Raw genomic sequence first — 21914 nt, 5'->3', positions numbered from 1 at the left:
GCGGCAGGCTTGCTTTGCATGGAATCCCGGATGCGGCCTTCGGCCTTACCCGGGCTACGCGGGGCCGGATCGTAGCCCGGGTAAGCGCAGCGCACCCGGGGAGCAGATTCCCCCAGGCCCCGTCCGCCGCGACCAATTCGAGAATGTTTTATTCACCCCATGCCGGTTAGGCTTGCCGCCGATGACCTTCCTGCCCGTCGCCCGAAACCGGCTCCCGGAGCGCGGCCTATGAACCTGCGCCGCCAGGGCAGCCACTACCTCGTGATCGGCGGGCTGCAGTACCTGGTCGACTGGGGCGTCACCGTCTGGCTGTCGTACATGGGCATGGTGCTCGAGCCGGCCAACATCACCGGCCGCGTCAACGGGGCGCTCCTGGGCTACTGGCTCAACGGCAAGTTCACCTTCGCCGGCGACGACACTGCGGTGGGTCGCGTACAGCTCCAGCGTTTTGCCCTGATGTGGCTGTGCACCACCGCTGCCAGCACCGCGGCGGTGGGGGCGATCGACGACGTGTTCGGATTGAAGTCGGCATGGCTGGCGAAACCACTGGTGGAGGTCATGCTGGGCGTGATCGGGTTCGTGCTGTCGCGGCACTGGATCTACAAGCGCTGAGGAACCGGGCCGCTGCGCCGCAGCCGATGCCCGCCCACTGCACCACGCGCGCCGGCGCGGCAAGCGACTCGAGGGTCACGGCTGAAAGGTGCAGGTTCGCCCATGACGGGAGTGGCTTTCGGGCCCGTCGGCCTTGCGGATGAAACAGCTGTGCCGCTCGCCTCCGCAACCGTGGCGGCCGGTCAGGGGGCCGCGTCCACCGCGCGCCGAAGCCGCGGCAGCACGCGCTCCAGGGGCAGCGCCGGGACGTTGCCGCGGTGGCCGCGCGTGGTCGTGGCCCGGAACAGCGAGTTGATGATCGCCTCCTCGGTCGCCTCGACGACCGCGTCGAACAGCGGGCTCATCGACTCGTTGGACAACAGCTGCTGCGCGTGTCGCGCTGTGTCCCCGGACCTGCGCACCTCGCGCGCGGTCGAAAACGCGATCACGTAGTCGCCCGAACCATTGCTCATCGAGGACCCGGTACGCCCGACGCCGAGTAGCGCGCGTGCCGCCAGCCGGCGGAGCAGGCGGTCGTCCAGCGGCGCATCGGTGGCGACCACGATCATGATGCTGCCATCGCCGGTGGCCGGCGGCACGTCGTTCGCGCCACGCGATGCAGTGCGTTCGGGGCGGACGTCGTCGAGCGCCATGCCGCCGATCGTGAGCCGACCGCCGTAGTTGCTCTGCACCAGCACGCCCACGGTGTGGCCGCCCTGCCCCTCGTCGAGTCGGCGCGAGCTGGTGCCGATGCCACCCTTCCAGCCGAAGGCCACCGTTCCGGTGCCGGCACCGATGGCGCCCTCCTGGACGTTGTCCGTCGAGGCGATCTCCAGTGCATGCACGACGTGTTCCGCCCGCAGGGGGCGCGCGCGGATGTCGTTGAGATAGCCGTCGTTGGTCTCGCCGACCACGGGATTGAGCGATCGCACCTCCTCCATCCCCGGCTTCGCCAGCTGCCATCCGACCAGCGCATCGGCCGCGCGCCAGACGCCGAGCGTGCCGGTCAGCAGGATCGGGGTTTCCAGTTCGCCCAGTTCGGCGACCTGGCTGACGCCGAGCAGCTTGCCGTAGCCGTTCCCGATCACGATCGCCGCGGGTACACGCTCGCGGTAGAGGTCGCCCGGGTGCGGCAGGATCGCGGTCACGCCGGTGCGGATGGCATCGCCCTCGAACACGGTCGCGTGCCCGACGGCCACGCCCGGCACGTCGACGATCGCGTTGCGTGGGCCGGTCGGCAGCAAGCCGATCACCACACCGGCCTCGCGAGCGCGCGGCCGTTCGACGCTCGTGTCAGGGAGTTCCACTGCCTGCGCTGCGCCGCACGCCACGACAACCAGCAGCCAGGCACTCCTCCAGTTCGCCATCGCTCGTTCCCGGGATCGACAGGGCGCCCATTGTGTCGCAATCCTCGCAGCCGGTACCTTTCGGGCAGTCGCGATCATGCCGCGTCTGTCACAGACCGCAGCCCGGATCCCGTCGTCCGCGCGAAGGCGGCAACCAGTGCCAACTGTCGCTGCAGGCGTGATACCCGTGATTCCCGCCTTCGCAGGAATCACGGCGTGGTCGCGGGAGTGGCGGTGTCGGCTGCGGGAATGACTGCGAGACCCAGCCATCACGCCGCGGTTTGCAGTGACTACTGCCGGCGCCGGAAAGCAGGACGCCGGCGCATGGCCGGTGTCCCGATTCCCGCATGAACAGCAGCGGCCGTCAGTGCTTGAGGTTCTTGCGCAGGCGCTCCAGCGCCGACAGCTGGGCCATCACCTCGGCCATCTTCTGCTGCGCCTCGGCGATGTCCATCGCCTCGCCGCGACCGGCCAGCACGCGCTCGGCCTCTTCCTTCGCCGCCCGGACCGCCGCCTCGTCGATGTCGTCGGCGCGGATCGCGGTGTCGGCCAGGATCGTCACCACCTGCGGCTGCACCTCGAGGATGCCGCCGCCGATGGCGAAGTCGAGCACGCTGCCGTCGGGCTGGGTCACCACGACCTTGCCCGGCTTGAGCCGAGTGATCAGCGGCGCGTGGCGCGGCGCGATGCCGAGCTCGCCCATCTCGCCGGTGGCCACGACCAGGGTCGCTTCTCCCTGGAAGATCTCGGCCTCGGCGCTGACGATGTCGCAACGGATGGTGGTCATGATGCCTCGCTTTGCGAGGCGGGAATGGGGAATGGGGATTGGGGAATGGAAAGGGCACGTTCTGCCGGTTCCATCCTCGCTGCCTCAGTTCGTACCCAGCCCGCCTTGTCGATTCCCGATTCCCTATTCCCTATTCCCGAGAAGATTTCCGCCCTACGCGGAAATCTTCTTGGCCTTCTCGACCGCCTCGTCGATGGTGCCGACCATGTAGAACGCCTGCTCGGGCAGGTGGTCGAACTCGCCGTCGACGATGCCCTTGAAGCCGCGGATCGTCTCCTTCAGCGACACGTACTTGCCCGGCGAGCCGGTGAACACCTCGGCCACGTGGAAGGGCTGCGAGAAGAAGCGCTCGATCTTGCGCGCGCGGGCCACGGCCAGCTTGTCCTCTTCGCTCAACTCGTCCATGCCCAGGATCGCGATGATGTCCTTGAGCTCCTTGTACTTCTGCAGCGTCGCCTGCACCCGGCGCGCGGTGTCGTAGTGCTCGTGGCCGATCACGTTCGGATCGAGCTGGCGCGAGGTGGAGTCGAGCGGGTCGACCGCCGGGTAGATGCCCAGCGAGGCGATGTTGCGCGACAGCACGACGGTGGCGTCGAGGTGGGCGAAGGTGGTCGCCGGCGACGGGTCGGTCAGGTCGTCCGCGGGCACGTACACGGCCTGGATCGAGGTGATCGAACCGGTCTTGGTCGAGGTGATGCGCTCTTGCAGCACCCCCATTTCCTCGGCCAGCGTCGGCTGGTAGCCCACCGCCGACGGCATGCGGCCGAGCAGCGCCGACACTTCGGTACCGGCCAGCGTGTAGCGGTAGATGTTGTCGACGAACAGCAGCACGTCGCGGCCTTCGTCGCGGAAGTACTCGGCCATGGTCAGGCCGGTCAGCGCCACGCGCAGGCGGTTGCCCGGCGGCTCGTTCATCTGGCCGTAGACCATCGCCACCTTGGACTTGGCGTGGTCCTCGATGTTGACGACGCCCGACTCCTGCATCTCGTGGTAGAAGTCGTTGCCCTCGCGGGTACGTTCGCCCACGCCGGCGAACACCGACAGGCCCGAGTGTTCGGTCGCGATGTTGTTGATCAGTTCCATCATGTTGACCGTCTTGCCGACGCCGGCGCCGCCGAACAGGCCGACCTTGCCGCCCTTGGCGAACGGGCACATCAGGTCGATGACCTTGATACCGGTTTCCAGCAGTTCGGTGGTCGAGGACTGGTCCTCGTAGGACGGCGCCGCGCGGTGGATCTCCCACGACACGTCGGACTTGACCGGGCCGGCCTCGTCGATCGGGCGACCCAGCACGTCCATGATCCGGCCCAAGGTGCCCAGGCCCACCGGCACCGAGATCGCGCGGCCGGTGTTTTCGGCGACCAGGTTGCGCTTGAGACCGTCGGTGGAACCGAGCGCGATCGTGCGCACCACCCCGTCGCCGAGCTGCTGCTGCACCTCGAGGGTGATCTCGGTGTTCTGCACCTTCAGTGCGTCGTACACCTTCGGCACCTCGCCGCGCGCGAACTCCACGTCGACGACCGCGCCGATGATCTGAACGATCTTGCCCTGACTCATTTTGATGCTCCGGTTAACTTTGTTCTGTCCGGACGGCATCTGCCATCCGGTTGGGTTTTCGTGATTGGTGATTCGTCATTCATGATTCGGGAAAGCGCGCTTCGCTGCCTTTTTCGAATCACCAATCACCAATCACGAATCACCGCCGTCGTCAGACGGCCGCCGCTCCGCCCACGATCTCGGAAATCTCCTGGGTGATCGCCGCCTGCCGGGCCTTGTTGTAGACCAGGTTGAGCGTATCGATCAGCTTGGTGGCGTTGTCGCTCGCCGACTTCATCGCGACCATGCGCGCCGCGTGCTCGGACGCCACGTTCTCCATCACCGCCTGGTAGACCAGCGATTCGACATAGCGGGTGAGCACGTAGCCGAGCACCGATTCCGCGTCGGGCTCGTAGATGTAGTCCCAGTCGTGCTGGGCCACGGCTTCCGACGGCGGCAGCGGCAGCAGCTGGTCGAACGCCGCGCGCTGGGTCATGGTGTTGATGAAGTCGTTGTAGACCAGGAACACCTTGTCGACCTCGCCCTGGTCGTAGGCGTCGAGCATCACCTTGACCACGCCCACCAGCTGTTCGACCTGCGGCTGGTCGCCGAGGTGGCTGACGCTGGCGCGCATCTGCAGCTTCAGGCGGCGGAAGAACACCGTCGCCTTCTGGCCGATGGTGACCACGTCGACCTCGACGCCCTGATCCTGCCACTTGCGGATCTCGCCAAGCAGCTTGCGGAACAGGTTGTTGTTGAGGCCGCCGGCCAGGCCGCGATCCGACGAGACGATCACGTAACCGACGCGCTTGATCTCCTTGCGCTCGACCAGATACGGATGCTGGAACTCGGAGTTCGCCTGCGCGAGATGCCCGATCAGCTGCCGCATGGCGCGCGCGTACGGGCGCGAGGCCTTCATCCGCTCCTGCGCCTTGCGGATCTTCGAGGCCGAGACCATCTCCAGCGCGCGCGTCACCTTGCGGGTGTTCTGCACGCTCTTGATCTTGGTCTTGATTTCCCTGCCACCGGCCATCTGCTCGCTCCGCTCGCGGCGATTCGTGATTGGTCATTGGTGATTCGAAACATCGAATCCCGCGCCGCCCACTCACCCGCTGTTGCTGTTGCTGTCGTTGTTACGAATCACCAATCACCAATCACACCGGCTCAGTAGGAGCCGGTCTTCCTGAAGTCCTCGATGCCGGCCTTGTAGGCGGCCTCGATCTCGTCGTTCCAGTTGCCGCTGCCGTTGATCTGGTCGATCAGCGCGCCCTGGGTGTTGGCGAAGTGCGCGTGCAGCGCTTCCTCGAACGCCAGGATCTTGCCGACCGGCACGTCGTCCATGTAGCCCTTGTCCACCGCGTAGATCGACAGCGCCTGGTAGGCGATCGACATCGGCGCGTACTGCTTCTGCTTCATCAGCTCGGTCACGCGCTGGCCGCGCTCGAGCTGCTTGCGGGTGGCTTCGTCGAGGTCGGAGGCGAACTGCGCGAACGCCGCCAGCTCGCGGTACTGCGCCAGCGCGATGCGGATGCCACCCGAGAGTTTCTTGATGATCTTGGTCTGCGCCGCGCCACCCACGCGCGACACCGAGATGCCCGCGTTCACCGCCGGGCGGATGCCGGCGTTGAACAGGTCGGTCTCGAGGAAGATCTGGCCGTCGGTGATCGAGATCACGTTGGTCGGCACGAACGCGGACACGTCGCCGGCCTGGGTCTCGATGATCGGCAGGGCGGTCAGCGAACCGGTCTTGCCTGTGACCTTGCCTTCGGTGAACTTCTCGACGTAGTCCTCGGACACGCGCGCGGCGCGTTCGAGCAGGCGGCTGTGCAGGTAGAACACGTCGCCCGGGTAGGCTTCGCGGCCCGGCGGGCGCTTGAGCAGCAGCGAGATCTGGCGGTAGGCCACGGCCTGCTTGGACAGGTCGTCGTAGACGATCAGCGCGTCTTCGCCGCGGTCCATGAAGTACTCGCCCATGGTGCAGCCCGAGTACGCGGAGATGTACTGCATCGCCGCCGACTCGGACGCGGTGGCCGCGACTACGATGGTGTGCGCCAGGGCGCCGTTCTCTTCGAGCTTGCGCACGATGTTGGCCACGGTCGAGGCCTTCTGGCCGATCGCGACGTACACGCACTTGATGCCGGTGCCCTTCTGGTTGATCACCGCGTCGATCGCCATCGCGGTCTTGCCGGTCTGGCGGTCGCCGATGATCAGCTCGCGCTGGCCGCGGCCGATCGGGATCATCGCGTCGACCGACTTGTAGCCGGTCTGCACCGGCTGGTCGACCGACTTGCGCCAGATCACGCCCGGCGCCACGCGCTCCACCGGCGCGGTCAGCTTCGCATCGATCGGGCCCTTGCCGTCGATCGGCTCGCCCAGCGCGTTGACCACGCGGCCGAGCAGTTCCGGACCGGTCGGCACCGACAGGATCTGGCCGGTGGTCTTGGCCACGTCGCCCTCGCGCAGGTGCTCGTAGTCGCCCAGCACCACCGCGCCGACCGAATCGCGCTCCAGGTTGAGCGCCAGCGCGTAGGTGGGCGTGCCCCCCTCGGCGGCGGGCAGCTCGATCATCTCGCCCTGCATCGCGTCGGCCAGGCCGTAGATGCGCACGATGCCGTCGGCGACCGAGGTCACGGTGCCTTCGTTGCGCGCCTCTGCGGACAGCTTGACCTTTTCGATGCGGGTCTTGATCAGTTCGCTGATTTCGGACGGGTTGAGCGTGGTGGTTGCCATTTGTCTTTTCCTGGTCGCATGCCGCGGTCCGCGGCATTCGGATTTCTATTGTCTGTTCGTGATTGGTGATTCGTGATTGGTAATTGGATAGAGCGTCAGTGCCTTCTGCTTTTCCGAATCACGAATCACCAATCTACGAATCACGCGTTAGCTTGCTAACGCACTGTGCAATCGCGAGAGCTTGCCGCGCAGCGAGCCGTCGATGACCACGTCGCCGGCGGCGATCACCGCGCCGCCGATCAGGGCCTCGTCGACCGCCGTCTCGATCTCGACCTCGCGGCCGAATCGCTTGCGCAGCGCGGCCTTGATCGTGTCCAGCTCGCTGGTCGGCAACGCCGTGGCCGAGGTGACCGTCGCCTTGACGACCTGCTCGGCCTCGTCGCGCAGGTCCTCGTACAGGGCCGCGATCTCCGGCAGCATGGCCAGCCGGCGGTTGTCGGCCAGCAGTGCGAGGAAATCGCAGAATGCGGCCGGGGCGTCGTCGGGCGAGAGCAGTTCCACCGCCTGTTCGCGGACCAGCGCCGGATGACCGAGCGCGGCCGCCGCCTGCGGATCGGCCGCGACCCGCGCAGCGAAGCCGAGCGCCTCCGACCACGGCGCGAACGCACCGGCGTCCTTCGCGATCATGAACGCGGCGCGGGCGTAGGGACGGGCGAGCGTGAGGGCCTGGCTCATCGGATCAGGCCGCCTGGTCCGACAGCTGCGTCGCCAGCTCGTCGAGCAGCGCCTTGTGGGCGCTGGCGTCGATCTCACGGCGCAGCAGCTTCTCGGCGCCGGCCACCGCCAGCGTCGACACCTGCCTGCGCAGATCCTCGCGGGCACGGTTGGCGGAGGCGGCGATCTCGGCCTCGATCCGCGCCTTCTGCCGCTCGCCCTCGGTGATCGCCTCGGCCTTGGCCGCATCGACGATCTGGTTCGCGCGCTGGTGCGCCTGCTCGATGATCTCGTTGGCCTTGGCGCGCGCCGCCTTCAGTTCCTCGGCGACCCGCTCCTCGGCCTGCGCCAGGTTCTTCTGCGCGTTGTCCGCGGCCGCGAGGCCTTCGGCGATCTTCTGCTGGCGCTCCTCGATGGCGTTCATCAGCGGCGGCCAGACGAACTTCCAGGTGAACCAGATCAGGATCGCGAACGCGAGACCCTGGCCGAGAAATGTGGCATTGAATTGCATCGTGATGCTCCGCGATTGTCACGCGGGCGCAGGACGCGCCCGACCGTGCCGCACGCCGTCGAACGGCGCGCGGCAGCCAGCCCGATCAGCCGCCGGCGGCAGTCTGGACAGCGCTGAGCAGCGGGTTGGCGAACGCGAAGAACAGCGCGATCGCCAGGCCGATGATGAACGCGGCGTCGATCAGGCCGGCGAGCAGGAACATGCGGCCCGACAGCATCGGCACCAGTTCCGGCTGGCGCGCGGCGCTCTCGAGGAACTTGGAGCCCATGATGCCGATGCCGATGCAGGCGCCGAGCGCGCCGAGGCCGATGATGATGCCGATCGCGAGCGCGGTGTTGCCCTGGACGGCGGCGATGAGAGCGGTGAGTTCCATGGTGACTTCCTCGGTGGATCTACAGGGTGAAGGGGAAAACGACTTCGGGATGGACCGCCGGGGCCGCGGTCAATGCGCTTCGGACGACATCGAGAAATAGACGACCGACAGGATCATGAAGATGAAGGCCTGGAGGGTGATCACCAGGATGTGGAAGATCGACCAGGCCGCGCCCGCGAGCACCGCGCCGACGAAGGCGAGCGCACCGCCGGCCTTGGCCGCGAGGCCCGCCTCCATCATCAGGTTGCCGCCGGCCATGCCGAGCAGCGCGATCAGCAGGAACACCAGCTCGCCGGCGTACATGTTGCCGAACAACCGCATCGCCAGGCTGACCGGCTTGGACAGGTATTCGATGACGTTGAGCGTCAGGTTGAACGGCGCCAATACGACCTTCATCACGCCATGGCCATGGAACGGGGCGGTCAGCAGTTCCTTGCCGAAGCCGCCGAAGCCCTTGGCTGCGATCGCGAACGCGAACATCAGCAGCAGCACGGCCAGCGCCATCGCCGAGGTGATGTTGAGGTCGGTGGTGGGCACGGCGCGGAAATACTCCTGGCCGGCCGCCGCGGCCGCTCCCGGGAAGAAGTCCACCGGAATCATCTTCAGCGCGTTCATCGCGAACACCCACACGAAGATGGTGAGCGCGATCGGCGCGACGAAGCTGCGGTTGCCGTGGAACACGTCCTTGACCTGGGTGTCGATGAAGCCGACCACGATCTCGATGAAGGCCTGGAACTTCGACGGCACCCCGGCGGTGGCGCGGCGGCCGACGAGCCAGAAGGTCCCGATGGTCAGCACGCCGAGCAGCACCGACACCAGCAGGCTGTCGACATTGAGGGTCCAGAACGTGCCCTCGCCGATCGAGACCTGCCAATGCTTGAGGTGATGGGTGACGTATTCGCTGGGGCTGTCGCCGGCAACGCGGAGGAGATCACGGATCATCGAAGCAACCAGGGCAAGCCGATCATGGAGACCAGGAAGGCCGTCAGGGCCCCTCCCAGCACGAATTCCGCAGGCAGACCGGCACCATGCATCGCCAGGACGAGCCCGGCACCGATCACCAGCCACTTGAGCGAGGTTCCCACCAGCAGACGCGCGAACATGCGTCCTGCGGGAGCCACCGGCGAACGCCCGGCAGTGCGCCAGCCGAACATCGCGAACCCCGCCGCGATCACGGCCGCCCCCGCCAGGAAGGCCACCGCGGGCAAGCCCCCGGCAGCCACCGCCAGCACCCCCGCGCCGGTCAGTCCGACCGCGGCCTGCACCATCGGCAACCGCAGGGCGGCGCGACGGGTCGGATCGGGTCGGGGACTTCCTGGCTCGGGCTGCTGCAAAGCCTGAAAAGTATAGCAGCGGGGCATTTTCGGGGGCAACCTTGTGCGGTGCACCATGAGGCTGGGCGGCCGTTCAGGAAGCTGCCTGACCGCAATCGGGCGTGGTGCGCCCGCCCCCGGGACGGATGCGGTGCGCACCTGGCGCAGGCGACATGCTTGTCCACCAGGCCTCGACGCACGCTCGCGGGCCGGGCCACTCGCTTTCGTCCGCGCATCGCTGTCGCGCGCACATCGATCCAGGCACATGAGCGAACATCCTGCGTTCGCTGATCTCCATCATGTCTCGCCGACCGTATCTCGCGTCGGCCACACCCTCGACGCACACGAGGCCGTCGGACATCGAGGTCGCCGTGCCCTCGTTGCGCGACCACGCTTCACGGCGACTGCACCGCGGAACCCGGAGGATGCGCACCCTTGCGAATCTTCCCCCATGCAGGAGCACCCAGTGAACCATCGTTCCAGGATCGCCACCGCCGTTGCCGCCGCACTCATGCTGCCGTTCGCTTTCGCCGCACAAGCGCAGGATTTCGCCGAACCCGCCCGCTTCGAACTGCGTTTGTCCGCATTCAACCCGGAAGCCAATATCGCCTTCCGCGGCGATGGCATCGCCACCGATGGCGAGCGCACCGAGGAACTGGAGGCCGCGGGCGACATCGGGGTCGATGGGCGCTGGCGCCCGCGTGGCGAGTTCGCATTCAACATGACGCCGCGGCAGTCGTTGCGCGTGAACTACTACGACTACCGGCGCGAGGAGTCCTGGCGATTCGACGGCGAATGGGTCGATCCGGGCGGCATCTTCGATGAAGTCGCGCTGCCGGGGGATCCTGTGGAAGTGCCCAGCGTGGATCTCGATGGGCGGCTCAGCTTCGAGCTGGCGAGCGTGAACTACGATTTCGCCGTCGTCGACACGCCCCGCTTCGAGTGGGGCCTCGGCCTCGGCATCACCCATGCGTCGCTCGAGGCGCGCGCCACCGGCCGTTCCACCGGCACCGACGCGCTCGCCCCCGAATGGGAACGGGTGAGCTGGAAGCGCGACGGCACATCGCCCAACCTGCACACGCGGCTGGCGTGGACGCCGGCGCCGCGCTGGCGCGTGGAAGTCCAGGGCCAGTACCTCGACACCCGCTGGGGCGACTTCATCGACGAACGCGGGCATTTCGAGCGCGGCGGCCTGCTGGTGGAGTACCTCGTCACTGAACGCGTGGCCCTCCACGCCGGCTACGACTGGTTCCGGCTGAAGCTCAGCGACGACTACCGCGGCTCGTTCGATCCACCGCCCGAAAGCGGCGTCGGTACGGTGGACGTGAGCGGCCGGGTCACCGGGCAGTTCAAGGTACACGGCCCGATGGCCGGCGTGACGTTCAGGTTCTGAGCGGCCTTCGGCGTCCTGTCGCCGCAATGCAGGCAGGGAACCTTCGCCCGCCGGGATGGTCTCTCCCCTCGTGGGCCTGTCCCGTATCCTCGTCGACCCTCAGGCAGGCCTGCCCACGAAGCCCCGGCATCGCCGGGGCTTCGTTCGTCTCCCCGGCGCGGTCATCCGGGTGCGCCTGACGAATCCGCCGCCCGGCGGGCGGGCCCGCAACAACTCCAGTGGGCCGTCATGCGCGATGGAGCACGCTGCGGCCGAGGCGGCCCCAGCGCGGCGTTATTTCTTCTTCGGCAGGTACAGGTCGGTGATGGTGCCGTCGTAGACCTCGGCCGCCATGCCCACCGACTCGCTGAGCGTCGGATGCGGATGGATGGTGTGGCCGATGTCGGCGACCTCGCAACCCATCTCGATCGCCAGCGCGGTTTCGGCGATCAGCTCGCCGGCATGCACGCCGACGATGCCGGCGCCGATGATCCGGTGCGTGGCCTCGTCGAACACCAGCTTGGTGAAGCCTTCGGTGCGCGACAGCCCGATCGCGCGGCCCGAGGCCGCCCACGGGAACTTGCCCACGCCGACCTTGAGCCCCTTGGCCTTGGCCTCGGTCTCGGTGACGCCGACCCAGGCGATCTCAGGATCGGTGTAGGCCACCGACGGGATCACGCGCGCCACCCACTCCTTCTTTTCGCCGGCCGCGACTTCCGCGGCGAGCTTGCCTTCGTGCGTGGCCTTGTGCGCCAGCATCGGCTGGCCGATGACATCGCCGATGGCGAAGATATGCGGGACGTTGGTGCGCATCTGCGCATCGACGTCGATGAAGCCGCGGTCGCCCACGCGCACGCCGGCCTTTTCGGCATCGATCTTCTTCCCGTTCGGCGTGCGGCCCACCGCGACCAGCACGCGGTCGAACAGCTTGCCGTCGGGGATGTTCTCGCCCTCGAAGGCGACCTCGATGCCCTTCTTGACGGCCTTGGCTTCGACCACCTTCGTCTTGAGATGGGTGGACACCCCGCCCTTCTTCAGGCGGTCCGCCAGCGGCTTGACCAGGTCCTTGTCGGCCCCCGGCATCAGCTGGTCGGCGAGTTCGACCACCGTCACCTCGCTGCCCAGGCCGCGGTACACCGTGGCCATCTCCAGGCCGATGATGCCGCCGCCGACGACCAGCAGCTTCTTCGGCACGTCGGCCAGGTCCAGCGCGTCGGTCGAATCCATGATCCGCGGGTCGTCCCACGGGAAGCCCGGCAGCTTCAACGCCTGGCTGCCGGCGGCGATGATGCACTGGCCGAACCGCAGCAACTGCACCTTGCCGTCGTCGCCGGCGATTTCGATCTCGTTGGGCGAGACGAACCGGCCGGTCCCCTGCAGCACGCGCACCTTGCGCTGCTTGGCCATCCCGGCCAGGCCCTTGGTGAGCTGGCCGACCACCTTGTCCTTGTACGTGCGCAGCTTGTCGAGCGCGATCTTCGGCTTGCCGAACTCGACGCCGTACTCGCCGGCGTGGCTGGCCTGCTCGATCACGTCGGCCGCGTGCAGCAGCGCCTTGGACGGGATGCAGCCGACGTTGAGGCAGACGCCGCCGAGCGCGGCATAGCGTTCGACCAGCACCGTGTCGAGACCGAGGTCGGCGGCGCGGAACGCGGCGGTGTAACCGCCCGGGCCGGCGCCGAGCACCACGATGCCGCATTCGACATCGGCCTGGCGGCCACTGGCGGCGGCCGCCTGCGGAGCCGGTTCGACCGGCGCGCGATGGGACTGCGCCACCGGCGGTTTGCTGCCCGGCGCCACCTTCTGGCTCGCGCCCACGGGGGGCGACGACGGCGACGCCGCTGCGGTTTCGATCACCGCGACCACCGCGCCTTCCGACAGCGTGTCGCCGACCCCGACCTTCACTTCCTTCACCACGCCTGCGGCCGACGAGGGCACCTCCATCGTCGCCTTGTCCGATTCCAGCGTGACCAGGCCCTGGTCCTTCGCCACCGTGTCGCCCACCGCGACCAGCACTTCGATCACGGGCACATCGCTGTAGCCGCCGATGTCGGGCACCTTCGCCTCGACGGTGCCGCCACCGGACTCCGGCGCCGACGCCTTGCGGGACTCCGGCGCATTCGCGGACGCAGGCGCCTTTTCGGATTCCGGTGCGGACGACGCGGCGGCAGGCGCAGGTGCGCTGTCCGTCGCCGGGACTTCGCCGCCGGTTTCGGCCTCGACCACCACCACCACGCTGCCTTCCGACACCGTATCGCCGACCTTGACCTTCAACGCCTTGACCACGCCGGCATGCGAGGACGGCACTTCCATCGTCGCCTTGTCCGACTCCAGCGTCACCAGGCCCTGGTCCTTCGCCACCGTGTCGCCGACCGCGACCAGCACCTCGATCACCGGCACGTCGTCGTATCCGCCGATGTCGGGGACCTTCACTTCAATCGGGTTGGCCATCGCTTGCTCCTTTGGTTCCGGGTGCGCCGGCGTCGGTGGTCGACGCCTGCTGTTCGCGTAGTTCGGCTTCGCGCGCGTCTTCCTCGATCGCCCGCCGGGTGTCTTCGCCCGCGTCGTTGCGCGCCAGTCGCGCGCGCTCCTCCCGCGGCAGCGACGCCTCCGCCCCCGCAGGGGCCTGGTCGTCGTCGCGACCGGGCGCCTGTCCGCGCAGCAGGGCCAGCGCGTCGTCGCCGCTGCGCCCGAACGCGCTGCGCAGGTGCAGGTCGCGTTGCGGGAAGGGAATCTCGATGCCGTGTTCGTGCAGCGCGGTATCCAGCTCCCACAGGTACGCGGCCCTGATCGCGGCATTGCGGCGCGCCGCCTCCTCGGTCAGCCACACCGCAAGGACGTACTCCACCGCGCTGTCGCCGAAGTTCATCAGCCACACCTGTGGACGCCGGTCGTCGTCGGTCGCGAGGGTGAACGGCACGCGCGCCGCCGCCTCCAGCGCCGCCTTCTTGACCAGCAGCTTGTCGGTGCCGTAGGCGACGCCGAACGGCACGCGGATGCGGCGATGGTTGGAGCCATGGGTCCAGTTGACCACGCGGCCGCTGACGAATTCGGAGTTCGGCACCAGCACGTCGATGCTGTCGTTGGTGGTGATCAGCGTGGAGCGGATGTTGATCGCGCGCACCACGCCGCGGATGTCGTTGTCGAGCTCGACGAAATCGCCCACCTTCAGCGAACGGTCGAACAGCAGGATCAGGCCCGAGACGAAGTTGCTGAAGATCGCCTGCAGCCCGAAGCCCAGGCCGACGCCGATCGCGCCGGCGAACACCGCGAACTGGCTGAGAGGCATGCCGGCCACGTTCATCGCGGCCAGGAAACCGATCGTGATCAGCACGTAGTGCGCGAGCCGCGACACCGTGTACAGCGCGGGCTGGCTGACGCCGCCGCCGCGGCCGCCGTAGCGGGCGATCGTGCGCTGCAGCAGCTGCGACACCACCCACGCCACCACCAGCACCACCAGCGCGGCGATCATCGCGCCGATGGTGATACCGCCCAGGCCGAACGCCTGCAGCGGCGCGTAGCCGAGTACGGCGCCGGCACCGTCGCGCGCCTGCCCGGCGGCGGCGGCGGCCTGCGATGGCGCGGCGGCGGCTACCGCATGCAGCATCCGGCGCCTACAGCAGCACGCGGCGCATGTCCGCGAGCAGTTGCGCGAGGTAGGCGGTGAAACGCGCGGCGGCGGCGCCGTCGATCACGCGGTGGTCGTAGCTCAGCGACAGCGGCAGCACCAGGCGCGGCTGGAACTGCTTGCCGTCCCACACCGGCTTCATCGACGATTTCGACACGCCGAGGATCGCGACTTCCGGCGCGTTGACGATCGGCGTGAACGCGGTGCCGCCGATGCCGCCCAGCGAACTGATCGAAAAGCAGCCGCCGGACATCTCGGCCGGGCCGAGCTTGCCGTCGCGCGCCTTTTTCGCCAACTCGCCCATCTCCTGGCTGATCTGCAGCACGCCCTTCCTGTCCACGTCCCGCACCACCGGCACCACCAGGCCGTTCGGCGTGTCGGCGGCGAAGCCGATGTGGAAGTACTTCTTCAGCGTCAGCGTCTCGCCGGCGGCGTCGAGCGAGGCGTTGAAGTCGGGATACTTCGCCAGCGCGTTGGCGCTGGCCTTGATCAGGAACGCGAGCATGGTCAGCTTGACGCCGGACTTCGCCTTCTCCGCCTCCTGGTTGAGCTGCACGCGCAGCGCCTCGAGGTCGGTGATGTCGGCATCGTCGAACTGGGTGACGTGCGGGATCATCGCCCAGTTGCGCGCGAGGTTGGCGCCGGAGATCTTCTTGATCCGCGACAAGGGCTTCTCTTCCACCTCGCCGAACTTGGCGAAGTCCACCTTCGGCCAGGGCAGCAGGCTCAGGCCGTTGCCGCCACCCGCGGCGGCCGGTGCCGCAGCCGCGCCCGACAGCACGCCCTTGACGTACTTCTGCACGTCTTCCCTGGTGATCCGGCCGCCCTTCTCCGAACCGGTCACCTGCGACAGGTCCGCGCCCAGTTCGCGCGCGAACAGGCGCACCGCGGGACTGGCGTAGGGGACCTTGCCCGGGATCAGGGCCTCGGCCTCGAAACGCAGCGGCGGCGCGACCGGACCGGCCGCCTTGCCGGCCTGCGCATCGATCGAGGCCTGGGCGATGTTGTCGGGCTTGCCCCCTACGGCGACCGGCTCGACCACCGGATCGGGCTCCTTCGCCTTCGTCGGCGCAGGAGCGGCAGCCGCGGCGGGCGCGGCGGCCTTCGGCGCGTCGCCTGCGGCCGCGGCCTCGATCACCGCGACCACGCTGCCCTCCGACAACGTATCGCCGAGCTTGACCTTCAGCTCCCGCACCACGCCGGCGAATTCGGCGGGCACTTCCATCGTCGCCTTGTCCGACTCCAGCGTCACCAGGCCCTGGTCCTTCGCGACGGTGTCGCCGACCGCGACCAGCACCTCGATGACGGGGACGTCGTCGTAGCCGCCGATATCGGGGACGCGGGATTCTTTCAGGTCGGCCATACGGCCCTCTCGAGACGGCAAGGGGATTCCTATTGTGTCCGCATGTCCACCGCTCGCCAACCATCGGGCGGCGAATGGCGTCGCGGCGGCCGCTGGCTGGCGCGAAGCCCCTGTTTGCGGGGCGGATCCGTGGTCTGCAGGATCGGCGAGGCCGGTTGCGACCGGTCGAAACTGCGCTCGCGTCGCTCGGACGCCATGGCAGCCGCATGGTTGCGCCTGCAACGTCCGCGTGCGGCCGTCACCCGCTTACCTGCCCGACGTTCACGTTCATCGCGCCGAGCGCGCGATGCGGATCGCGGCCCGCCTCGAGGGGCCGACCGTGACGTCGATCGTCGGCACGCGCTCACCTGGCGCCGCATACGGGCCTGTCACCACGATGAACGCCCGCCCCACGCATGAAACGGATTCGGCTCACGCGCGCGTTTCGATTCATCTACTCATCGCTACGGTGTGTTCGCCCACCTCGAGGGCAACGCCCACCTCAAGGGCAAAACGGCTACACCCACAACCACATGAGGAGTCCCCCATGCAGTCCTTGCGTTCCCTTGGTCTTTCCGCCGCCATCGCTTCGATCCTGGTCGCCCCCGCCGCCTTTGCCCAGGACGCGGGCGATACCGCTTCCGGCAAGCGCTTCTCGGTCGTCGGCAGCGCCACGATCCTGCAACCCGATTCCGATCCGCTGCCCGGTTCGCGCATCGACGCCGACGGCGACGTCGCGCCGACGCTCAGCGCCACCTACCACGTCACCGACAACATCGGCGTGGAACTCTGGGGCGCGGCCGACAAGTTCAACCATCGGGTGCGCGGCGACGCCGGCAAGATCGGCACCGTCGATTCCCAGCCGATCGCGCTCAGCGGCCAGTACCACTTCGGCGATGCCGACAACACCTTCCGCCCGTTCGTGGGCCTGGGCTACCACCAGACCAACATCAGCGACGAAGACATCGCCACCGCCGACGGCTCGCACGTCGGCCTGACCTCGCCCAAGGGCGCGATCGGCACCGTGGGTGTGGACATCAACATCACCCCGACCTGGTTCGCGCGCGCCGATGCGCGCTACCTCGATGGCGACGCGGATGCGAAGCTGGCTGGTCAGACGGTCGAGCGCGACATTCGCTTCAACCCGTGGACGGTCGGCGTCGGTATCGGCGCGCGGTTCTGACCGATGACGCGACGGCCCACGCGGCCGGACCCGTTCCCACGTTTCACGCAACGGGCCCTGTCGGGCCCGTTGTTCCTTCCGGGGCATGCGCAATGGCCGATCGCACCGGCGATCAGCGTATCCAGCGCCGCGACAGCATGCCCAGCCGCCGCAGCGTTCGCCGCAGTCCCCATGCGAACGCCAGGTGGTAACCCAGCAGCAGACCGGCCATGGCCCAGAGGCTGGCCGGATCGGCCAGCCACGGCCACGACACCGGTGCAGGCGTGCCCTCCCAGGCGCGATGCCAGGCTTGCCACGCGGCGAGCGCGACACGCACCGCGGCCAGCAGGAGCAGGCCCGCCACCAGCCAGGCATTGGCGGTGTAGTGCAACCGGCCGTTGCCGGCTTCGAAACGCGCCAGCCGCAGGCCCACGACGCCGATCGCGACCCCGGCCAGCAAGCCGCCACCGGCATTGAACGCCGCGCCGTCGATCCAGATCGACCCGATCCCCGCGCCCAGCAGGAACAGCACCGACGACAGCAGCAGTCCGAACGCATTGAAGCTCACCCATCCCGATTGCGCCCGCCGCCGGGAACGCCCGGCACGGTAGCGCTGCCACAACCCCAACGGCCAGAGCAGCAACGCCAGGGCGAGCAGCAGCAGAAGCAGGAACGGGATCAGCAGCAGGGGCATGGCGGAATGCTAGCGGGCGATCATGGCGGTGGCGTCTGCGCCGGATCCGGTGGGCGCGGTCCGCCGACGATGCGTTCGCGGCGGATCAGGTACAGGCCGCTGGCGATGATGATCGCCGCGCCCAGCCAGGTCATCGAATCGGGCAACGCCTGCCAGACCAACAGGTCGAGCAGCACCACCCATACCAGCGCCGCGTACTCCAGCGGCGCGATCTGGCTGGCCTCGCCGAAGCGGAAGGCATGCGTCAGCGCCACCTGCCCGAGCGCGCCGGTGACGCCGATGAGCGCGATCACCGGCCAGTGCGCGCGCTGCAACGGATGCCAGTCGAACACCGCCACCACGCCGGCGAACAGCCCCAGCAGCACCAGGAACCAGAACACCATCGCCTCGGGGCTGTCGCGCATCGCAAGCTTGCGCACCGTGATCGCCGCGATCGCGTAGCTCAATGCCGCGAGCACCACCGCCAGTCCGGCCAGCGTCGCCACGCCCTCGCCGGTCGGTCGCAGCACCACCAGCACGCCCAGCAGGCCGACCGCGATCGCGGCCCAGCGCCGCGGCCCGACCTTCTCGCCCAGGAACGGCACCGCCAGCGCCGTGACCATCAACGGCGCGACGAAGACGATGGTGTAAGCGGTCGACAGCGGCATCCGCGCCAGGCCATAGACGAAGCCGGCCATCATCGCCACGCCCAGCAGGCCGCGCAGCAGGTGCAGCCGCCAGTGCACGCGCAGCAGGGTGCCCGCGCGCCCGCTCACGGCGATCCACATCAGCACCAGCGGCAGCGCCGAGACGCTGCGCAGTACCGCCACCTGGAACGGCGGGTAGTCGCTGGCGATCCATTTCATGCCCGCGTCCATCAACGCGAACAGCAGCCCGGCCGCCAGCATCCAGGCGGCCGCCGTGCCGGGGCGATGTTGCGCCCCGGGGCTCATGCGCCGCGCAGGCTGGCCATGTCGATCACGAAACGGTAGCGCACGTCTCCGGCGAGCATGCGCTCGTAGGCGCTGTTGATCGCATCGATGCCGATCAGCTCGATGTCGGCGGCGATGCCGTGCGCGGCGCAGAAATCCAGCATCTCCTGGGTCTCGGCGATGCCGCCGATCAGCGAGCCGGCCAGGCGCCGGCGTCGGCTCACGAGCGCAGACGCCGACAGCGCTGCGGGCTCCGGCATGCCGAGCAGGACCATTGTGCCGTCGACCTTGAGCAGGCCGAGGTAGGCGTTGTAGTCGTGCTGCGCCGAGACCGTATCGATGATGAAGTCGAACTGCCCGCGATGGGTCTTGAACACCCTGCCGCTGCCGGTGGCGGCGAAGTCCTGGGCCCCGAGCGCCACCGCGTCGTCGCGCTTGGATTCGCTGGTGCTGAGCACGGTGACGTCGGCGCCGATCGCCGCCGCCAGCTTCACCGCCATGTGGCCGAGGCCACCGAGGCCCACCACCGCGACCCGGTCGCCCGCGACCACGCCGAAGTGGCGCAGCGGCGACCAGGCGGTGACGCCCGCGCACAGCAGCGGTGCGGCGCGGTCGGGCGGCAGCCCTTCGGGTATGCGCAGCACGTATTCCTCGTCCACGACGATGCGCGTGGAGTAGCCGCCATGGGTGGGCGTGCCGCTCCCGCGCTCGCGCGCGTTGTAGGTGGCGGTCATGCCCTCGTCGCAGTACTGCTCCTGCCCCGACCTGCACTGCGGGCATTGGCGGCAGGAATCGACGAAACAGCCGACCCCGACCATGTCCCCCGGCTCGTAGTTCACCACCTCGCCACCGGTCGCCGAGACCCGGCCGACGATCTCGTGCCCCGGCACCATCGGGAAGATGCCCTTGCCCCACTCGTCGCGCACCTGGTGGATGTCGGTGTGGCAGACCCCGCAGTAGAGGATCTCGATCTGCACGTCGCGCGGACCGGGCGCGCGGCGCTCGATCGCGAACGGCACCAGCGGCGAGCCGGCGTCACTGGCGGCGTAGGCGGGAATCAGCGTCATGGGACGGTCTCGATGCGGGGACGGGCATGATGCCGCATCCGCCGCCCGCCGCGCGGCTCAGCCGCTTTCGAGTACCCGACCGATGCCGGTTGCGTCGATCTGCGCGACCGCCGCGGCCAGCGCCGCCGGGTCGGTGCCGCGAACGAAGCCGATGCGGAAATGCACCTCGCCCGCGGGCGTGCGCGAGGAATGGATCGACTCCAGGCTGACCCGGTGGCTTTCGAACACGTGCAGCAGCTCGCGCAGCGAGCCGGGACGGTCCTGCGGCAGGTGCACGCTGGTGAACTGCCGCGCGACGAGGTCGGCGAGCAGGTAGCCGAGGCGCTCGTAGGCATGATTGCCCTCGGCCAGCGCCTGTTCGCCGAACGCCTCGCGGCTGTGCAGGAAGCGCTCGCGGAAGCGCGCGCGCGCCGCGTCGTCACCCTGGCGAACCAGGTCGCGCAGTTCCGAGAGCTGCGCCAGCAGGCTGTCCAGCACCTCCGCCGAATGGCGGTTGCCGAACTGGATCTCCTCGTATATCGCCGGGTTCAACGACAGGATGCGCGCGGCGATCGCGGCATCGAGTTCGAACGAGGCCGAGCGGAACGGCATGATCGAGGCCAGCCCGCCGACGCGCTCTGCGTACTCGCCCAGGACGCCCGCCTGGGCGAGGTGGGAGGCATGCACCATCGCCTGCACCAGCGCCATCATCCGGTCGTGGCGCTCGGCGCCGGCATGCACGCATTCGCCTTCCAGCGCCTCCAGCAATCCTTGCAGCCAGGGCCGCCAGCGGTCCACGCGCGCCTCGCACACCACCAGCACACGGCCCTTCAGGGTCGGCGCCTTCGGCGGCGCGGTCATCGGGTGCAGGCCGACCACCTCGGCGCGCGAGCGCAGCATCGCCTCGACCGCGCCCTGCTTGATCGAGGTGATGTCGAGCCACAGCCGGCCGGCTTCGCGCCCGGCGGACAGGCGCACGTACTCGTCCACCAGCGCCGCGGTGGAGCGGATCGGGGTCGCGAACAGCAGCACGTCCGCGCGCTCGAGCAGCGCCTCGGGGGTCTGGCCGCCGGCATCGCCTGGGTCGTGGCCGATCACCTGCAGCCCCATGCGCCGCTCGAAGAACCCGCGCAGCCAGCGGCCGTAGGTGCCGGCGCTGCCGACGATGCCGATGAGGGGGGAAGGGGTCACGCAACGTTCCGTGGCGCGCCCACGGCAGGCGCGGCGACACGGTAAGGTCTGCCACGCCCGCGCGCATCCGTTGCGTGCGCAACCATGCGGTACCCTATGGTCCGGCCAGCATTTTCGTAGGAGCGGCTTCAGCCGCGAACGGGCGCTCGCTCGCGGCAGGCGATCCCGCCCGAGGCGCTACCGCAGTTTCTCGAGCCGGCGTCGCGACGTATCCATTTCCACCCATTCACGCTACCGGACCAACATGCCTTCCTTCGACATCGTCTCCGAAGTGGATACCCACGAACTGATCAATGCCGTCGACCAGGCCAATCGCGAGCTGTCGACCCGGTTCGACTTCAAGGGCGTGGAGGCGAGCTTCGTGCGCGAGGACGCGGTGATCACCCAGTCGGCGCCCAGCGAGTTCCAGCTGCAGCAGATGACCGACATCCTGCGTGCGCGGCTGATCGCGCGGAAGATCGACGCGCGCTGCCTGGAGTTCGGCGACATCGACACCAACGTCGCCGGCGCGCGCCAGAAGGTCACGGTGCGCCAGGGCATCGAGCGCGAGTTGGCGAAGAAGATCCAGGGCAAGCTCAAGGACGCCAGGCTCAAGGTCGACAGCCAGATCAACGGCGACAAGCTGCGGGTCAACGGCAAGAAGCGCGACGACCTGCAGGCGGCCATGGCGCTGCTGCGCGGCGAGGACTTCGGCCTGCCGCTGCAGTTCGACAACTTCCGCGACTGA

The 21914-nt window shown here is 68.5% G+C and carries 21 protein-coding genes; 4 read left to right on the top strand and 17 right to left on the bottom strand.

The window, feature by feature from the left end; all coding sequences use genetic code 11:
• Window positions 1–228: 228 nt before the first annotated feature.
• Window positions 229–612, top strand: a complete 384-nt coding sequence (locus JMO03_RS02060) for a GtrA family protein (RefSeq protein ID WP_202839704.1) — start codon at window positions 229–231, stop codon at window positions 610–612.
• A gap of 182 nt (window positions 613–794) precedes the next feature.
• On the opposite strand, the gene JMO03_RS02055 is transcribed toward JMO03_RS02060, so the two are convergent.
• The 10 genes from JMO03_RS02055 to JMO03_RS02010 all read right to left on the bottom strand — a co-directional run bounded on the left by JMO03_RS02055 (window position 795) and on the right by JMO03_RS02010 (window position 9796).
• Window positions 795–1958, bottom strand: coding sequence for a P1 family peptidase (locus JMO03_RS02055; protein WP_202839703.1), 1164 nt, complete (start codon window positions 1956–1958; stop codon window positions 795–797).
• 343 nt (window positions 1959–2301) lie between these two features.
• Complete coding sequence (locus JMO03_RS02050) at window positions 2302–2724, bottom strand: F0F1 ATP synthase subunit epsilon (protein WP_202839702.1); 423 nt, start codon at window positions 2722–2724, stop codon at window positions 2302–2304.
• Window positions 2725–2877: 153 nt separating this feature from the next.
• A complete protein-coding gene (atpD, locus tag JMO03_RS02045; RefSeq protein WP_202839701.1) occupies window positions 2878–4281 on the bottom strand; it encodes a F0F1 ATP synthase subunit beta in 1404 nt (467 codons plus the stop codon).
• A 151-nt stretch (window positions 4282–4432) separates the two neighbouring features.
• On the bottom strand, window positions 4433–5293 hold the full coding sequence (gene atpG, locus JMO03_RS02040) for a F0F1 ATP synthase subunit gamma (RefSeq protein ID WP_202839700.1): 861 nt from the start codon (window positions 5291–5293) through the stop codon (window positions 4433–4435).
• Window positions 5294–5424: 131 nt separating this feature from the next.
• Complete coding sequence (atpA, locus tag JMO03_RS02035) at window positions 5425–6990, bottom strand: F0F1 ATP synthase subunit alpha (protein ID WP_202839699.1); 1566 nt, start codon at window positions 6988–6990, stop codon at window positions 5425–5427.
• 147 nt (window positions 6991–7137) lie between these two features.
• A complete protein-coding gene (locus JMO03_RS02030; RefSeq protein WP_202839697.1) occupies window positions 7138–7665 on the bottom strand; it encodes a F0F1 ATP synthase subunit delta in 528 nt (175 codons plus the stop codon).
• 4 nt (window positions 7666–7669) lie between these two features.
• On the bottom strand, window positions 7670–8155 hold the full coding sequence (locus tag JMO03_RS02025) for a F0F1 ATP synthase subunit B (protein WP_202839695.1): 486 nt from the start codon (window positions 8153–8155) through the stop codon (window positions 7670–7672).
• Between the two features lie 85 nt (window positions 8156–8240).
• On the bottom strand, window positions 8241–8528 hold the full coding sequence (gene atpE, locus JMO03_RS02020; protein WP_149102658.1) for a F0F1 ATP synthase subunit C: 288 nt from the start codon (window positions 8526–8528) through the stop codon (window positions 8241–8243).
• A gap of 69 nt (window positions 8529–8597) precedes the next feature.
• Entirely contained in the window at window positions 8598–9470 is an 873-nt protein-coding gene (gene atpB / locus JMO03_RS02015; RefSeq protein WP_202839693.1) for a F0F1 ATP synthase subunit A, read from the bottom strand.
• The gene (locus JMO03_RS02010) at window positions 9467–9796 is read right to left on the bottom strand and encodes a hypothetical protein (RefSeq protein ID WP_202839691.1); all 330 of its coding nucleotides are present in this window, start codon (window positions 9794–9796) and stop codon (window positions 9467–9469) included. The genes atpB and JMO03_RS02010 overlap by 4 nt, the downstream gene beginning before the upstream one ends.
• A gap of 511 nt (window positions 9797–10307) precedes the next feature.
• Between JMO03_RS02010 and JMO03_RS02005 the strand changes: the two genes are divergently transcribed.
• Window positions 10308–11234 (top strand): hypothetical protein, encoded by a 927-nt coding sequence (locus JMO03_RS02005; RefSeq protein ID WP_202839689.1) that lies wholly within the window; start codon window positions 10308–10310, stop codon window positions 11232–11234.
• Window positions 11235–11507: 273 nt separating this feature from the next.
• On the opposite strand, the gene lpdA is transcribed toward JMO03_RS02005, so the two are convergent.
• From lpdA to aceF, 3 genes are read right to left on the bottom strand one after another with little or no spacing between them, the layout of a single operon-like run.
• Window positions 11508–13664: a dihydrolipoyl dehydrogenase gene (lpdA, locus tag JMO03_RS02000; protein ID WP_202839687.1), complete on the bottom strand. Its 2157-nt coding sequence runs from the start codon at window positions 13662–13664 to the stop codon at window positions 11508–11510.
• A complete protein-coding gene (locus tag JMO03_RS01995; RefSeq protein WP_202839685.1) occupies window positions 13648–14820 on the bottom strand; it encodes a mechanosensitive ion channel family protein in 1173 nt (390 codons plus the stop codon). Before JMO03_RS01995 ends, lpdA begins: the two co-directional genes overlap by 17 nt.
• Before the next feature lie 7 nt (window positions 14821–14827).
• Window positions 14828–16237, bottom strand: coding sequence for a dihydrolipoyllysine-residue acetyltransferase (gene aceF, locus JMO03_RS01990; protein WP_425491760.1), 1410 nt, complete (start codon window positions 16235–16237; stop codon window positions 14828–14830).
• 493 nt (window positions 16238–16730) lie between these two features.
• On the opposite strand from aceF, the gene JMO03_RS01985 reads away from it, so the two are divergent.
• A complete protein-coding gene (locus JMO03_RS01985) occupies window positions 16731–17366 on the top strand; it encodes an OmpW/AlkL family protein (protein ID WP_202839681.1) in 636 nt (211 codons plus the stop codon).
• 112 nt (window positions 17367–17478) lie between these two features.
• Here JMO03_RS01985 and JMO03_RS01980 read toward each other — a convergent pair whose 3' ends face one another.
• The 4 genes from JMO03_RS01980 to JMO03_RS01965 are packed head-to-tail and all read right to left on the bottom strand — an operon-like array spanning window position 17479 to window position 21187.
• A complete protein-coding gene (locus tag JMO03_RS01980) occupies window positions 17479–18039 on the bottom strand; it encodes a DUF1453 domain-containing protein (protein ID WP_202839679.1) in 561 nt (186 codons plus the stop codon).
• A gap of 20 nt (window positions 18040–18059) precedes the next feature.
• Entirely contained in the window at window positions 18060–18971 is a 912-nt protein-coding gene (locus tag JMO03_RS01975; protein WP_238345810.1) for a DMT family transporter, read from the bottom strand.
• On the bottom strand, window positions 18968–20017 hold the full coding sequence (locus JMO03_RS01970; protein WP_202839676.1) for an NAD(P)-dependent alcohol dehydrogenase: 1050 nt from the start codon (window positions 20015–20017) through the stop codon (window positions 18968–18970). Before JMO03_RS01970 ends, JMO03_RS01975 begins: the two co-directional genes overlap by 4 nt.
• Before the next feature lie 57 nt (window positions 20018–20074).
• Entirely contained in the window at window positions 20075–21187 is a 1113-nt protein-coding gene (locus tag JMO03_RS01965; protein ID WP_202839674.1) for a prephenate dehydrogenase, read from the bottom strand.
• Window positions 21188–21431: 244 nt separating this feature from the next.
• Here JMO03_RS01965 and JMO03_RS01960 point away from each other — a divergent pair, with 244 nt between their 5' ends.
• Window positions 21432–21914 carry a YajQ family cyclic di-GMP-binding protein gene (locus JMO03_RS01960; protein WP_202839672.1) on the top strand — a complete coding sequence of 161 codons (483 nt, stop codon included), beginning with the start codon at window positions 21432–21434 and terminating at the stop codon, window positions 21912–21914.

Origin of the sequence: Luteimonas saliphila, assembly GCF_016774335.1 — a bacterium.
In the GTDB taxonomy this organism is placed as follows: domain Bacteria; phylum Pseudomonadota; class Gammaproteobacteria; order Xanthomonadales; family Xanthomonadaceae; genus Luteimonas; species Luteimonas saliphila.
The sequence above is the reverse complement of the archived record's forward strand: the minus strand, read 5'-3'. Positions and strand labels throughout refer to the sequence as shown.